This is a genomic window from Actinoallomurus vinaceus (assembly GCF_039542055.1).
Classification (GTDB): domain Bacteria; phylum Actinomycetota; class Actinomycetes; order Streptosporangiales; family Streptosporangiaceae; genus Actinoallomurus; species Actinoallomurus vinaceus.
The window spans coordinates 13,022-28,191 of the sequence record NZ_BAABHK010000034.1; the positions used below are offsets into that span (position 1 = coordinate 13,022).

Annotated in this window: 11 protein-coding genes and 1 pseudogene; 5 read left to right on the forward strand and 7 right to left on the reverse strand. The window is 67.4% G+C overall.

From position 1 onward, the window contains the following. Positions 1-8: 8 nt before the first annotated feature. Positions 9-815 carry a CHAP domain-containing protein gene (locus ABEA24_RS52595; protein ID WP_345444385.1) on the reverse strand — a complete coding sequence of 269 codons (807 nt, stop codon included), beginning with the start codon at positions 813-815 and terminating at the stop codon, positions 9-11. 55 nt (positions 816-870) lie between these two features. Then, positions 871-1,743 carry a peptidoglycan-binding domain-containing protein gene (locus ABEA24_RS52600; protein ID WP_345444388.1) on the reverse strand — a complete coding sequence of 291 codons (873 nt, stop codon included), beginning with the start codon at positions 1,741-1,743 and terminating at the stop codon, positions 871-873. A 772-nt stretch (positions 1,744-2,515) separates the two neighbouring features. On the opposite strand from ABEA24_RS52600, the gene ABEA24_RS52605 reads away from it, so the two are divergent. After that, positions 2,516-3,628, forward strand: coding sequence for a helix-turn-helix domain-containing protein (locus ABEA24_RS52605; protein ID WP_345444391.1), 1,113 nt, complete (start codon positions 2,516-2,518; stop codon positions 3,626-3,628). A 44-nt stretch (positions 3,629-3,672) separates the two neighbouring features. Here ABEA24_RS52605 and ABEA24_RS53975 read toward each other — a convergent pair. Then, positions 3,673-4,301 (reverse strand): annotated as a pseudogene (locus ABEA24_RS53975) (flavin reductase family protein). Positions 4,302-4,396: 95 nt separating this feature from the next. After that, positions 4,397-5,263, reverse strand: a complete 867-nt coding sequence (locus ABEA24_RS52620) for a helix-turn-helix transcriptional regulator (RefSeq protein ID WP_345444400.1) — start codon at positions 5,261-5,263, stop codon at positions 4,397-4,399. Positions 5,264-5,585: 322 nt separating this feature from the next. Between ABEA24_RS52620 and ABEA24_RS52625 the strand changes: the two genes are divergently transcribed. After that, positions 5,586-6,461, forward strand: a complete 876-nt coding sequence (locus tag ABEA24_RS52625) for a helix-turn-helix domain-containing protein (RefSeq protein ID WP_345444403.1) — start codon at positions 5,586-5,588, stop codon at positions 6,459-6,461. A 435-nt stretch (positions 6,462-6,896) separates the two neighbouring features. Here the strand turns inward: ABEA24_RS52625 and ABEA24_RS52630 are convergent, their stop codons facing one another. Together ABEA24_RS52630 and ABEA24_RS52635 are read right to left on the reverse strand one after the other, a co-directional pair. Beyond that, positions 6,897-8,288 carry an amidohydrolase family protein gene (locus tag ABEA24_RS52630; protein WP_345444406.1) on the reverse strand — a complete coding sequence of 464 codons (1,392 nt, stop codon included), beginning with the start codon at positions 8,286-8,288 and terminating at the stop codon, positions 6,897-6,899. Positions 8,289-8,394: 106 nt separating this feature from the next. Then, positions 8,395-9,144, reverse strand: a complete 750-nt coding sequence (locus tag ABEA24_RS52635; protein ID WP_345444409.1) for an Atu4866 domain-containing protein — start codon at positions 9,142-9,144, stop codon at positions 8,395-8,397. Between the two features lie 347 nt (positions 9,145-9,491). On the opposite strand from ABEA24_RS52635, the gene ABEA24_RS52640 reads away from it, so the two are divergent. The 3 genes from ABEA24_RS52640 (at position 9,492) to ABEA24_RS52650 (ending at position 11,715) form a co-directional block, all read left to right on the forward strand. Next, a complete protein-coding gene (locus tag ABEA24_RS52640; RefSeq protein WP_345444412.1) occupies positions 9,492-9,782 on the forward strand; it encodes an Atu4866 domain-containing protein in 291 nt (96 codons plus the stop codon). A gap of 377 nt (positions 9,783-10,159) precedes the next feature. Next, complete coding sequence (locus ABEA24_RS52645) at positions 10,160-11,188, forward strand: hypothetical protein (RefSeq protein ID WP_345444414.1); 1,029 nt, start codon at positions 10,160-10,162, stop codon at positions 11,186-11,188. Between the two features lie 113 nt (positions 11,189-11,301). Next, positions 11,302-11,715 carry an ester cyclase gene (locus tag ABEA24_RS52650; RefSeq protein WP_345444417.1) on the forward strand — a complete coding sequence of 138 codons (414 nt, stop codon included), beginning with the start codon at positions 11,302-11,304 and terminating at the stop codon, positions 11,713-11,715. A gap of 182 nt (positions 11,716-11,897) precedes the next feature. Here the strand turns inward: ABEA24_RS52650 and ABEA24_RS52655 are convergent, their stop codons facing one another. Then, positions 11,898-15,158: a GH92 family glycosyl hydrolase gene (locus ABEA24_RS52655; RefSeq protein WP_345444420.1), complete on the reverse strand. Its 3,261-nt coding sequence runs from the start codon at positions 15,156-15,158 to the stop codon at positions 11,898-11,900. Between the last annotated feature and the right edge of the window lie 12 nt (positions 15,159-15,170).

A 15,170-nucleotide genomic window follows, 5' to 3' on the forward strand; every position in this document is an offset into this window, starting at 1 on the left:
GTCGCCACTCAGAAGTGGAGCATCCACTGGAAGTCGGCCTGGGCGCTGCTCACGTGCACATGCGAGCGCGTGCCGTACGCGAGCGGGTTGTTCCAGTTGTATTCCTCGACGTCGAACGAGCCGTCGGAGTAGACCTTGTTGACGTAGGCGACGTGGCCCACCTTGTGGACGTCGTTGACGGCGATCGCGCCGACCGACGGCGTCTTGTTGACCGTCACGCCGACCGCGCGGGCGGCGTCGTCCCAGTGGCCGGCGTCGCCCCAGGTCGTCTTCCAGGAGTTGCTGAAGTTCGGGACACCGAGCCGGTTCGCGATCCGCCATGCGGCGAAGGCGGTGCAGTTGTTCTGCGCGAAGCCGCGCGGGTTGCCGTCGTAGTCGTTTCGGGGCGTCTGCCCGCTGGGCGCACTACCGATGGCGTGCGAGGCGTTGTTGTTCTTCAGCGTGGCGTTGAGGTTGCCCTTCGCGCCCGCCGCGAAGCTCTGGTGCGCTCCGCCGTAGTAGCTGTTGAAGTAGACCGTCACCGTCTTGCTGGTGCGGTTCCACACCGACGCGGCGTTGTTCTTCACGCACACGCCCTTGCCGGCGCCGGCGCCCTTGAAGTCATAGCAGGACGGCTGTGTCGTGCCGTAGTCGTCGATGGAGGTGGTGAAGTCGGAGACCGATCCGGCCTCGTCGCTGTTGTAGTAGTAGCAGAACTCACCGCTGTCGCATTGCCCGTCGCGGGCCGCCGCGTACGCGGGCGAAGTGGCGGCCATGAAGGGAGCGGTGATGGCCAGCGCGGCGCCGGCGACGGTGAGAGCCTTGCACAGGTGCATCGTGTTTCCTCTTATGTGAAGTGATGAGTGTGTTCGGCTGTGCCTCGGGCCGCGGTCAGTGCGCGCGCTGGTACTCCTCCCAGGTGGTCTTCGGCACCTGGGGACCGTCGTCCGGGCCTTGGTTCGCCAGGCCGTTCAGGCCGAGGTAGTAGTCGCCGGCCTGGTGCTGCGCCGGACTGGACATGTCGGTGTCGTTGATCGCCACGGCGTGGATGTGCCACGGCCAGTCGGCCTGGCTCGGGTTTCGAATCCAGGCGGCGAAACCGACCTGGCGCAGAGCGCGGGCGACGTTGGTGCGGGTGGCTGCGGACATCCCGTCGACCGAGATGTCCACAACACCCCCGCCGTCGTGGGTGCCGGCCGAGGCCGGGTCGCCGCCCGGGTTGTACGAGCCCTGCAAGAGCTTGAGCCGGGAGCCGAGCAGACGCTCGGCCTCGGTGAGCATCGCCTGGGTACGTGTGTTGACGACGTAACCGTCGCGCTGGACCCGCGCACCCGGGCTGATGCTGTGGGTGACCGTGTACCGGTTCTGCCCGAGTTTGGTCAGCGACGTCGTGCCGGGGAGCCCATTGGCGGCCAGACCGGTGTACCCGAGCGAACGCTGGTAGGCCGCGTACGCCGAGACGGTCTGGGTGCCGAAGTATCCGTCGACCCACTTGGCGTCCAGCAGGTGCTCGGCTTGGAGCGCCTTCTCGACGGCCATGACGGAGTCCTTCGCCCCTGGGGTCAGGGTGTCATCAGGGCGTCGCGGGTCGATCTGGGCGGCCAGGACGACGGCCTCCATATTGACGGCGGGCAGCGCGGTGGCCGGCGTTCCTGACGCGCCGTTCGACGACGGTCCGGGAGTCGCCCCGGACGCCGTCGCTGTCGCCAGTGCCATGGCCGGACCGGCGATCAGAACCGCCAGGTAGCCCTTTGCTCGCTTCATGTCGTAGGTGCCCCCTTCGGGTCGGGTCTGCGGTCCATCGCCACCACGGCCCCCGTTGGGGTTGGGCGAGTCGACCGCTTGTCGCCCAATTGCTACGTGCCGCATTGATTGACTGACACAGTCGGGACGACGGATCAGTCAATTCCCTAGACACGAGACCGGCGGGCGTGTCCGCCGTGGCCGGTCCACGGCGGCTTCCGAGCCGGTCCGAGGCCTTTCGGCGGCATGGGCTCAGGTGACCGCGACCATTCGGGGAGCACGGGTTGAGGGGTTGACCAGAGACGGCGAACAGCCACCTGCCGGTCAATTACGAGGGGTAGTCGTGGCCGCATGCGAGAAGTCCGATCACGTACGGTCGCCGCACCGCTCAGAACTCTTCCGTAAATGGATGTCCGGCCGCGCCCCGCCGGCGTTCGTCCAAGAGCGTCGTGCTGGGGTTACAGCGGTGGAGCCGATGTGTCCAGCGCCCATGTTGGTGGTCATGCCGGGTCTAACAGCCGTGGTCAATCAAGGCCATAGCCAATCAATCAAAGTTGTGTATACTGACCCCGGCCCGAGGGGATCGGTACTTGCGGTTTCCGCAGGCCAACCCCCTCACCCGAGTGGCCTTTCCTGAAGCGTTACGTCAGGAGCGGATTGAATCGCGGTGGCCAATGCGTCTGAGGCAATAAACAGGCATTAATCCTTGTAGGGGCAGGGATAAATCGAGATGGCTCGTCTCCAGAACCCCGTCGACCCCGACGCAGGGCCACTCCAAGCCTTCGCTTACGACTTGCGGCAACTTCGCGAGAAGGCGGGCAACCCGACGTACCGTGCGCTGGCCCGCAAGGCCGGTTACAGCCCGGCGACACTCTCCGAGGCCGCGCGCGGTCAGCGTCGGCCCAGCTTGGGCGTCACCATGGCCTACGTCGGAGCGTGCGGCGGTGATCTGGACGAGTGGCGGCTGCGTTGGCACGACCTCGCCGCGACCGAGACGGTGGTGACGGCAGGGACAGCGGCGGACGCCGACACCGAAGCGGCCCATCCGATCGACGTGGCGGCTCCCGACAAGTCGGCGCAAGCCGAGCCGGCGGCCGACGCACCGGCGTTACAGCCCCCTCACACCCGGTGGCGGCGATGGATGCGGCCACCGGTCATCGCGGCCGCGGTCGTCGTGGTCGCTGCGGTGACCGGCGTGGCCCTCTGGGCACAGCGCGGGAAATCCGATGGACCACGCGGATGCCCCCGCTCCGGCTCCACGGCGGGCGGTTTCACCGGGCAGACCTACAACTTCAGCAGGGTGCGCAGCGCGGCGAGGCTTTCCGCGCCGGTCGTCCGCAATGTGCCCGCCGGCTGCACCCTCGCCTTCACCGGCTACTGCCTCGGCGACGTCGTGACCGACAGGACCTCGCAGACGCCGGACGTCCGATGGTTCATGCTGTCCGGCGGCGGGGTCATGGCATCGGGGGTCGTGCACGGCAACCCACCACCGGGGCTCTCCCCATCATCCTGTCCTGAGAACACCGCACCGCCGACAGCCATCCGCCTGACCGTGCACCAGGCCGGCGGCGGGCTGAAGCTTCACGCCACCGGACAAGGCGCGAAGATCGTCGGGTTCACCTCACTCGACGACACCGAATCAGGTGGCTCCGAGTGGCAACAGATCAGCAGCCTGACCACCTCGCCCACGTCCACATTCGAAACAAGCTGGCAACCGCGTCCCGCGGCCGCGTCACCAGGCCAGAGCATCACGGTCGCCGCCGTGGCCTGCCTCGGCGGCGACGGACCCACGACTGTCATCGACGCCCAACGGATCCGGCTGGACGGCCCGCTGCGCACCACGTCCACATCGTTGTCCGGTAAGGCGCTGGAGGCCGCCACCCGCGCCGCCTGCCAGTACCCGTGAAACACACGCACGGGTGACGAGCAATCGCTGATCGACGCACGTGCCTACAGGAGGTACTGCCATTTGGTCATGCGGTCCTTCAGGTCGACGGTCGGCCCGTCGAGCGTGAAGGTTCCGTCTCCGCGGTGATGGAAGAGCTGCGGTTGGGGCTGCGAGGGGTCGATCCATGCCGTGACGGCCTCCAGCAGGAAGAGGCTGTAGGGCGCCACGAGGCTGCTGTCGGCGACTCTGCACTCGATGTTGGCGAAGCATTCGGCCACGAGCGGTGCCTGGACCTTCTCACCGGCTACGGCGGTCAGGTCGAACTCCTGAACTTGTCGACGTCGGCGCCCGAGCAGTTGCCGATGTCGACCACGGTGGCGGCCATGTCCGCCGTCGGGACCGAGATGACGCACTCGCCGGTTTCGACCAGGGCCTGGTAGCTGTGGTCCCAGGGGCCGATAGTGCAGGCGATCAGCGGCGGGGCATGGCGCACCATCATGTTGAACCCGTTGGTCATCACGTTCGGGATTCCGTGGTGCCGGGTGGTGACCAGGATGACGGGGCCGGGTTCGATCAGACGGTGAACCTGGTCCAGGGGGTGGGGCTTAAGGTCCTTCACGGTGATCATGTCTGCTCCTGGCGCCGTGCGATCCGCGCGTCGGCGTCCCAGCCGGCGCGCTGTCTGTCGCATCGAGTATCGGCAGACGGACACACCGCTATGAAGGCCGCATTGTTCCTGGGTGCGGCAGGACCAGCCTCGATCCCAGCTCACATGCTCATTCGCCGCTACTGCTCGTTGACGGCGAGGTCGGGCACAGCTGCCTGGGCCTTCTTCGGCTGGACGACCAAGGCCCTCAGCGTCTCGAAGGCGGCCGCCGTCGGGCTGTTCGGTTCGGCTTGGTAGACCACCAGTTGCTGGTGCGGGGCCCCGTTCACCGTGAACGCCGCGAATTTGATGTGCAGGTCTCCGACCTCGGGGTGTTTGAGATGCTTGCCTTCTTGGGACTTGCCCTTGACGTCGTGCATCCGCCAGATCCGGGCGAACTCCTCGCTCTGGGCGGACAGTTCCGCCACGACTTCGGCGATGCGGGCTGATTCGGGATCGTGCCCGTAGGCGGCCCTGATCTCGGCCACACAGGAGTGCGCGGCTCGCTCCCATTCCTGGTAGAAATCGCGCCCTGCCGGGTCGACGAACACCATGCGGGCAAGGTTGTCGAACCGGTCGAACCCGCTGTGGAGGGCCGTGGCAAGGGAGTTGCCCGCCATGATGTCGAGGGCCGGGCCGACGACGAACGCGGGAGTGTGCTCCCATCCGTCCATCAGCTGCAACAACTGCTGGCTGACGTCCGTCTCGCCCCAGTCACGCGGGCGTTGCGAGACGGTGAGGCAGAGGCGGTTGAGATGGTCGGTGGCCTCCGCGTCCAGTTTCAGCGCCTGCGCCACGGCGTCGAGCACCTGCGGGGACGGGCTGTTCTCGCGCCCCTGTTCCAGCCTGATGTAGTAGTCGGAGCTGACCCCGGCGAGCAGCGCGACTTCTTCTCGGCGCAGTCCCGGCACCCGGCGTCGCCCGTGTTCGGGCAGACCGACGTCGTGTGGCTTCAAGGCTTCTCGCCGGGCTCGGAGGAAATCACCCAAGGGTGTCCCGTTGCTCATGCGGCAAGGCTAGATGGTTTTCAGCCGACGAAAAGTATTGGTCACGCAATGTGACACTAGGTAGCAGCATATTCACGCAGTATAGTTGCGCGCCCTGTTTAATGGCATTTTCCCGCGCCCGTGACTTGCTGCGGAGGCTGGGCTGTCGGCAGAGGGCAGCTGAGGGGCGCTGGCGACTTGAACGTCACGCTCGCGAAGTACCCGCGAAGACTCCCCGCGGTCCGATACGTGCATTCGCCCCTGGGGGACCCCGCGTTCCTGGGTGTAATGCACCCACCGTCAGCAGAAGTTCGCCCGGCGTTTTCCGCCTAGCCTGGGCGGCATGGACAACGACACGCGTCCTGACTCGGTTGGAGGGCTGGGTCAGTTCCTCCGCTCCCGCAGAGAACGACTCAGCCCCGCCACAGCAGGACTGTCCGGCGCGGGCCGGCGAAGGGTGCCCGGCCTGCGGCGTGACGAAGTCGCGGCGCTCGCAGGTGTCAGCGTGAGCTACTACAGCCGACTTGAGCAGGGCCGTGAACTCAGCCCCTCGCTTCGGGTCCTGGAGGCCCTGGCACGCGCGCTGCGACTCGAAGATGAGGGCAAAGGGGAACTCTTCCGGCTGGCCCAGCCGACAGCCCGCCGTACGAAGTCCCCGGTCCGGGTCGAGCGTGTCCGCCCGCACCTGCGGCAGCTGATCGAAAGCTGGACCGGGACGCCGGCCTTCATCATCGGGCACGCCCAGGACCTGCTGGCCACCAACGCGTTGGCCGACGCTCTCTACCGTGACTTCGCGCAGCACGACAACGTGCTGCGCATGCTCTTCCTCGACCCCGCGGCGAAGACCTTCTACCGGAACGCGGAGCGGGCCAGGCATCGCGCGGTCGCCGATCTTCAGCGGACCGCGGCGAACACTCCGCAGGATCCCCGCATCCTGGAGCTGGTCGGTGAACTGTCGGTGCGCAGCGGCGAGTTCCGCGCCCTGTGGGCGCGCGAGTACACCCGGGTCCCGCCGTACGACATCAAGCAGGTGTACCACTCCGTCGTGGGAGACCTGGAGTTGCGACACGAGGCCCTCAACATCCGCAGCGCCCCGGGACAGCAGCTCATCATCCTGCAGGCCGAACCGGGCTCCTTCTCCGCCGACGGCCTGTCCCTGCTCGGCTCCATCAGCGCACTCGAAGTACCTCACCAGCAGAATCCCGCACACGGCGCCTGAACCAGGAGACCGCCGGAAAATCGTCTCTGCGGGACTCGCATGTGCCGACGGGACTGGCACGCGACACACCCCGGGCAGTTACCGCGCATTCCTCCTCCGGCATCCGGAATTCCAGCCAGGAAATCGCCGGAGGGCACACACACCTCGCCAGGTGCCAGCGGATCGAAAACCAGCTGTCACACGTATTCCACATGCTTGGGTGCGGCAGTCTCGATCGTTTCCCGAGCGGGCAACGGCGTCGGGAATGGCCGGCCCGTGAGCGGCAGGGGACCTTCTGTCGCTCTCCTGGGAGTGCGCGGGGTCGGCAAGGAAGGGGGCGTCTGGTCGCCGCCCCGCGTGTTCGCACGTGGCACGATCGGCCGATGGCAACACCGGGATAGCGGTGGGTACCCCCGGCCGCGGGAGGGGCGGCCAGGGGACGATGGAGGGGACTGCTCAGGCAGCCGGGGTGTTCAGCACGTACTCGCGCGAGGCGTGGACCTCGCTGCGCAGGGCGGCCTGGTCGACGTCGAGGATCTGTCCGTCCCACTTGCGGGGTTCGCCGTTGATGAGGACGGCGCTGATGTTGCGGGCGTCGGAGCCCAGCACGACGGTGCCGATCGGGTCGTTGAGCGGCATGTTGTTGAGGTCCTCGGCCTGGATGACCAGCAGGTCGGCCTTCTTGTCGGGGGTGAGTGAGCCGGTGACGTCGCCCAGGCCGTTGGTGCGGGCGCCCTGGAGGGTGGCGAAGTCGAGGACGTCGTGGGTGGTGATGCGTGAGGGCTGCTGGTCGCTGCCGTAGGTGGCGTTGACCGCGCGCATCCGCTGGATGGCGTGCAGGGCCCGCATCTGCGTGAACATGTCACTGGCCAGGGCGACTTCGACGTCGATGCTCAGTCCGGGGCGGATGCCGACGGCGAGTGCCTCGTCGACGGCGGGGATCGCGGTCTCCAGGCCGATCTGCGCGTCGGAGGTCGGCGCGAGGGCCACGGTCGTGCCGGTCTCCCCCATCGCCTTCCACGCCTCGGAGGTCAGCCCGGTGGAGTGGATGAGCGTGACGTCGAGGCTGAGAATGCCGTCCTTGGCCCAGCGCAGGACCGCCTCGGAGGAGGACGTACCGAAGACGGCATCCACGCTCACCCCGATGCCCAACTCCTTGGCCACACGGGCAAGTTCAGGACCGTAGGCGAGCGCCGGTCCGGCGATCTCGTCGGTGGCCAGGGTCGCCAGGCGCAGCGTGAGCAACTGGTCGTCGCTGCTGAAGTACCGCTCCTTGATACGGATCAGGTCACCGGGCCACTGCCGGTCCCACTCGCCGAAGTGCGGGCCCATAGAGGCGTGCACACCACGGATGCCGGTGTCGACGAGGGCCTCGATGGCGGCGTCGGAGTGCTCGCGGGTGCGGGAGTTGTGGGAGAAGTCGAGCATGGTCGTGATGCCGCTGTCGATCGCGGTCAGGGCGGCCAGCCTGGTGCCGATGTACATGTCCTCGGGCCGGTAAACCGTGGCATAGCCGGCCAGGGTGGCCATGACGTACGCGCCGAGGTCGTCGACGTCCGGCATGATCCGGCGCAGCTGGGCCTCCCAGGCGTGCCGGTGGGTGTCGACGAAGCCGGGGGTGAGGATCGTGCCGGTGGCGTCGACCACCACGGCATCGCCCGCGCCGAGTTCGCGGCCGACGGCGGTGATCGTGTCGCCCTCGACGAGGAGGTCGCCGCCGTCGATGATGCCGAGTTCGGGGTCCATGGTGACGACGGTCGCGCCGGTGAACAGGATGCGCCGCCGGTCGGCGGGCCGACGCCGGAGCTCTTCGAGCACGGCGGCGCTGGTGGTGTCATTGACGTTCATGAGGGGTCTTCTTTCGATACGGAGGGGAAGAGGGCTGTACGCCGGAGATGGCTGAGGGGCCGCCGCGCCGGGATCGGGACGATGCGCGCGCCGGCCGGAGGGAAGGTCAGCCGAGCTTCATGACGTAGCCCGCGTGGTGGAGTTCGTCGCCCTGGAACACGCCGTAGGCCCAGAAGCCGAGGTCGTCCAAGTAGTCGATGCGGTCGCCGTCGATCCAGTACCGGCCCTGGTAGGCGTGCGGGCGCCCGCCCCGAGTCTCGTCGTAGCGGCCGTCCGCAGTGAGCTCCTGGTGCAGGAAGTCGTTCCTGTCGATCCAGACGCCGACGCGCGGACTGCCGGTCAGGTCCGTGGCGGCCGGGATGCCCGTCTCGGGGGCAGTGGCCCGCCCGGGGACGTCGGCGCCCGCCCACAGGACCGGCCGGCCGGCCGCGACAAGGGCGCGCACCTGCGCCGGCACGGTCATGAGTGCGGCCACCGCACTTGGCACGTCGGCGGCGAGTTCGTCGGGCACCACCAGGAAGTCGGGGATGTTGCCCGGGGTCAGCGTCGCAACGTACTCCGAGCGGTGGCCACGGCCGCCGGCCAGCGCCACGGTGTCCACGACGGCGGGGGCGATGGTCAGGCCGGTGCAGTCGACGACGATGGCGTTGTCGTCCCCTGCCGCGGTGACGATGGCGGGGCCGACCCCCACGATCAGCGAGCCGACGAACAGGAGGTCTGCGCCGATCATGGTCCCGATCAGCGGGTCCATCGTCAGGATGCGGGCGTTGGTGAACAGGACAGGACGTCCCTCGTCGTTCGAGAGGATCTCGTCGAGGGCCTCGGCGTTCCAGCTCACGGTGTCGGTGATGCTCATTATGTGCTCCTCGGTGGAGTCGCCTCATCGGCGTGCCCGATACGCGAGGAGAGCGCCGGTGCAGGTCCGAGGCGAGTATCCGGCGGCTACGTCGGCCGCCTGACCACCAGGTTCGTCGCGCGGCGGAACCGGAACCAGGCCGGTCTATCCCTAGGTCTCCGGCACCCACGATCCGTCCCGCCGCATGCGAAGGGACAGGCGCGAGGCGGTCTCACACCGCCCGCGCTGCTGCCGTACGGCACGAAGGGCCCAGCCGCTCGCGATGGTGGGTGCGCGGCGCCCAGGAAGCCCTCACCTGGGAGGACGACGGCCTGGTCACCACCGGCCGCTGGGGCGATCGTAGAGCCATGACCAGCAAAAACACGACTCGCGCCCCACACCCCTACGTCGGGATGTGGGTGACCGCGGACGGCTTCATCCGCCAGGAGCTGCTGCCGAACGGCCGCTACGACGAAGCCCGCGGCAACCGCCGGAGCGCCTACACCGGCAGCTACACCGTCACCGGCAACCACATCGACTACGTCGACGACACCGGCTTCACCGCCACCGGCGACGTCCGCGACGGCGTTCTCTTCCACGAGCACCTGGTCCTCTACCGCGAGGGCGACGAGCACACCCGGCGCGAACCCCGACCATAATCAAGATCCACCTGCAGGTAACCGGCTCCGCCACCTCGCGTGGGCCCCCATCAATCGATCCGGGCCCTGAACCAGGCCAGCCCGCTCCGGGCATTACCCGATCCCGACGAGACCGACTCGGCGGTCTCCTCCACGAATACGCCCAGGTCGCATGAGGCGACACGATATTCGACACCCACACGGTAAATAGCGATATATGGGCACGGTCGATTTCTGCCATATCAGGAGATGATTTCCGCTCTCGTTGGACTCCTGGTTTGCTCCCTGTCATGTCGGCGGGTTCCGATTCTCCGTGTTGATACTGGTGAATTGGGCGGCAGACCGGATGTCCGATGCGCGGATGGGCCGCTCGATCTGGTGAGGCAGAAATGACGCTGATGACCCGACGCTCCATCATTGTCGCCGGTACCACCACCATGGGGGCGCTGCTGTGCCGCCCGGCGATCGCCGGCGCCGCGGCGACCGGGAGAACGCCGGAGACGGATGAGATCTCCGTCGGATCCGGGCAGACCTATGTGGTCCGTCGGACGACGCGGGCCAGGCTCGTGACCATCGCCAAGGGCGGCACGATCATCGCACCTGAGGGACACAGCCTGACGATGACCATCGACGGCGTGGAAACCGGTGGCGTGCTCACCGAGGCCGGCGGCAGCGACACGAGGATCGCCCCCGGGACCTACCGCGGCGCCCGCCTCGACCCGAAGAACGGGATCATCCTCCAGGTGATGGAGAACGACGACCCCGGACCGGTGATGATCGACGGGAAGGTCGTCAACGAGGGCGTGTACCACGAGCCGACCGGTGATCCCACGAAGGTCGACTCGTTCGACGTCATCGAGGCGCACGGCACGGACGCGGTCGCCATCTTCACCGACATCGCCCTGAAGGGCGACTTCTACAGCGGCATACGCGGCGGCGGGCGATCCTCCGGTCCGGGCGGGCCCGGAGGAGGCGGGCAGATCGCCGGGCTGAACTTGGTGCTGACCTTCGACCGCGCGAAGGTCGAGGGCGTCATCTCGGCGACCCGGACCAAGCACCACCTCGACACGATCAGCTCGGCGAATTACCTGCAGCTCGGTGAGGTCGTCAACACGGTGAGCCCGGTCGTCAACAATGGCGTGATCGTCCAGCTGAACAATGGTTCGACGTGGACGGTGACCGGCACGTCGTACCTGAGCAAGCTGGTCGTGGCCCAAGGCGCCAGGGTCGTCGCGCCGAACGGCCGTACGGTGTCGATGACGGTCGACGGCAACGCGACCGCCATCACCCCGGGTCACACCTACACCGGCGTCATCGCCATCAAGGTCACCCAACCGCCATCATGCGAGCTCGTGGCAGTGTCCTCGCCGCCGTCCGCGACCGGAGTTCACATCCTCGCCCGGTATACCCCTCACGTATTTAGGTGAGAACCCGGAATCGACGCCCGAGATAATCTCGCGTTGTCCGGTGCCGATTGGCTCGGTGCGACACCATCTGCGACAGGGGACAAGGCCAGATGACTAAGAGTGACGAATCGTTCATGACCGTCGAAGAGGCGCGCAGGATCTCTGCCCCGCTCTACGAGGCGCTGAACAAACCGAGTGAGAAGAATGTGTCGGAACTTCTGGCCCAGGCGTGCAACGATGACTATCACTCGTACCACACAAATCAGGAATTCCTGACGCGCGACCAGTTGGCCGACGTATTCAAGGCCATGGGAGAGACCGTGCCCGATCTGGCGTGGGAGGTGGTCGACATTCACGTGGTCGACGACATGATGATCGTGCGTGGAGAAGCGACGGGGACGCCGGTCAAAGAATTTTGGGGCGCTGCTCCGACCGGCAAGTCCTTCAGGACGATGGCGATTGATGTGTTCACCGTCCGCGACGGAAGGCTGGCGAAGGGCTACCACATTGAGAATTGGGCGACGGCGATCCAACAGCTCAACGCCTGATACGAGGTTGTGATCACCACCTGGGTTGCGTCCCTGTCTCAGCCGGCCGAGCCGCCTGTCGCGGTCGCGGAGCCGGTGGTGAGTGCGGTGGCGGGGTCGGTGGTCCCGAGCGATCGCCCATGCTGGGCGCACGATGGCGAGAGGCCGGGGCCGTGACGGCCCCGGCCTCTGCGATCACTGTGTCAGCCGCCCGCGATGGCGAAGATGCCGATCGAGCCTCGGCTGATCGACGACGGCAATGTCACGCTCTGAACCGTCTTGCCGCTGGAGATGGGCAGGGTCTGGGAGAAGACGTACGTCTTCACGTTGTCCTTTCCACTCGTGTGGTTGCGGTACGGAGTGGTCGCCGCGATCACGTTGCCGAACTGCGGCGTGCCTCCGCCACCGGCCAGGGTCCAGTCGCTGAACCCGAGTGAGGCCGTCGACGTCGACCCGTCCGTGTAGGTGATCGTGGCCGTGCCCGACGAGCCTTCCTCGCCCGCGTTGTACGCGCTGCCCAGGAAGCCCAGTTTCGTGGCACCCGCTGGGGCCGTGATCGGGATGGTCTGGCCACCGACCGTGACGTTGTCCGGCTGTCCGGCCGGAACGTTGGGCCAGGTGTAGGTGATCCCGCCCGACGACACCGACGCGCCCGGCGCCAGGCCCGCCGCCGTCAGCGCCTGCTCCGAGTAGCTCCAGCCCCCTCCGTCGTAGTTCGCCGAAGACGGGGCACTGTCGTCGCTGATGCCGGTGTTGTCGGAGAACGGCGCCAGATCGCCCGGCTTAGCGACGATCACCGACAGCGCCGCCGGCAGGATGCGGCCCTGCGGACTGGTCAAGGAGAACTGCACCGGGTAGTTCCCGTCCGTGTCACCCGCTTTGACCGCGATGTCCACCGAGGCGCTGCCGCCCGCCGGGACGTTCAAGGTTCCCGAGGACGGAGTGACCGTGATCCCCGACGGGACCGTGGCCTGCCACGCCACCGACTGGTCCGACGAGCCCGAGGACCGCACCGTCAGCGTGGTCTTCCCGGACTCGCCCGGCTGCATGATCAGCGACGACGGGCTCGCCGCGCCGGTGGCGGGGAACGTCGGACCGTACGACGGCGGGGCGTTCTCCGCGCCCGTGCCCCACGAGGTCTCCGAGGAGCTCATCGTCCAGTCCACCGTCGAGCCCTTGGCGAGGGTCGAGAACGGCACGGACAGCTTGCTGTTGGGCTTGCCGTTGATCTTCTGGGACTTCACGTAGTACGTGGACGCCGAAGCTCCCGGAGCGTTGATCTTGATGGTCTTGCCGCTCGGCAGCGTGATCGTCGCGTGCGGGAAGCCAGGGCTGCCGAAGACCAGTGTGTCGCTGCCCGGGTTCTCCGGGAACATTCCAAGCATCGCCCAGACGAACGCGGAGCTGTTGGCCCCGAGGTCGTCGTTGTCGGGCAGGCCCGACGGGCCGGGCAGGTAGAGCCCGTACCGCAGGGTGTTGACGGCCTGCTGGGCACCGGCCGGGTCGCCGGCATAGTCCGGCGCGTACTCCTCGCCCGAGCCGAACTCATTCGACAGCTGGGCGTACTCGCCATAGCCGTCCGGGCGGGACAGGAACTTCCGCAGCGCCGGCTTGACCTTGGCGTTGCCGCCGAGCAGCGAGAACAGGCCCGCGTAGTTGTTCGGGACGTCCCACAGGTACTCCTCCGCGGTGCCCTCGATGTAGTGGCTGCCCGTCGCCGGCGCGATGCCGGGGAGGAACGCGCCGCTCTGCAGACGAGGCGTCAGGAGTCCGGTGGAGGTGTTGAAGACGTTCACCCAGTTGTTCGCCCGGTCCTCCAGCTTCCTGGCGTTCGCCGAGTCGCCGAGGGCCGCGGCGAAGCGCGACAGCGCGAAGTCCGCGTTGTTGTACTCCAGCAGCGAGGAGACCTGGCTGTGCGGGTTGCAGCAGCCGTACTTGCCGTCCTCGGGCAGGTAGCCGTACTTCTCCTCCAGCGCCGTACCCGGGCGTACGTCGTTGACCGTCGTCGCCTGCTTCAGCATCGAGGCCAGCGCGGTCTTCGTGTCGAAGTCCTTGGCCCCGAACGCGTAGTAGTCGGCGATGATCGCGGTGCCCGGGTCGCCCGCCATCACCCAGTTGTCCAGGTGCAGGTAGCCCCACTGCTGGATGATGCCGTTCTCGGCGTAGTAGTTGACCTGGGACTGCGCCTGGTCGCCGGCCTCCTTGGGCGTCAGCATCGCCTGCAACTGAGCGAGCGAGTGATACGTGTCCCAGCCGGAGAACATGCCGTACTGCTGTTTCTGCGTACCGGTGACCGAGTGCACCTTGACGTCCGAGCCCATGAACTGGCCGTTCACGTCGCTCGTGATGTTCGGCTGGATGAAGTCCTTGTAGAGCAGGCTGTAGAACTGCTGCGTCGTGGCGTACGTGCCGCCGGAGACGTTGATCCGGCGGAGCAGGCTGTTCCACGACGCCTGGGCGGCCCTCTTGACCTGGTCGAAGTTCCAGCCGGGGTTCTCGGTGCGCCAGTTCAGGTTCGCGTTGTCGGTGCTCACGTACGAGATGCCGACCTTCGCCTGTACGGTCGCGTTCTTCGTCGCGTCGAAGGTGACCGACACGGCGTCGGGGCTCGAGCCCGACCCGGTGATGACCTTGGACGCGGTGAAGGGCCGGTCGAAGACGATGTCGTAGTAGAGGGTGTACTGGGCGGAGTCGCCGCAGAAGCCACCGCTCGTCTCCGAGCCCTTGATCTCGTTGTTCCCGACGATCTGGGCGCCGGAGGCGGAGTCGCCGTTCTGGCTGTCCTTCAGTTTGACGAGGAAGCCCGCCTGGTCGGTGGAGGGGAAGGTGAACCGGCCCATCGCACTGTGCGGGGTCTCGGTGAACTGCGAGGTGATGGTGTCGGGAAGGTTGCTCTGCGCCGAGTAGTAGCCCGCCTGGGCGACCTCGCCGGCGTTGGTGAACGACGTCGTGGCGTCGTTCACGTCGCCACTGGGCAGGTCGCCGGTGATCGGCAGGATCGGCACGTCGCCGGCCGCGCCGCAACCGGGGCCGCTGACGTGCGTCAGGCTGTAGCCGGTGAGCTGCTCGTCACCGTAGTTGTAGCCGCCGCCCGCGTTCCGGTGCGGCATCGTGTCGGGGCTCCACTGGACCATGCCGTACGGCACGTCGGCGCCGGGGAAGGTGTTGCCACCGCCGGTCGTCCAGGTACGCGTGTCGACGAGCGAGGCGGGGTCGCTCACGGACGCGAGGGTGGAGGTGTCACGGGCGGCCTTCGGCAGTGCCTTGGCCGCGAGGGGTTTCGGACAGTTGGTAAGACGTCCACCGGGCTCCTTGACACAGGTGGCCGTACGGGCGTGGCTGAGCTGGGATCCAAGACTGGGCGAAGGGTGCGGGACCTGCGCCAGGGCGGAGGTGCCGCTGCCGATGGACGCCGCCGTGACCAGTGCCACGGCAGCCGCCAGGAGCGCCGCCGGTCTCCTCATCGTCTCTCCTAT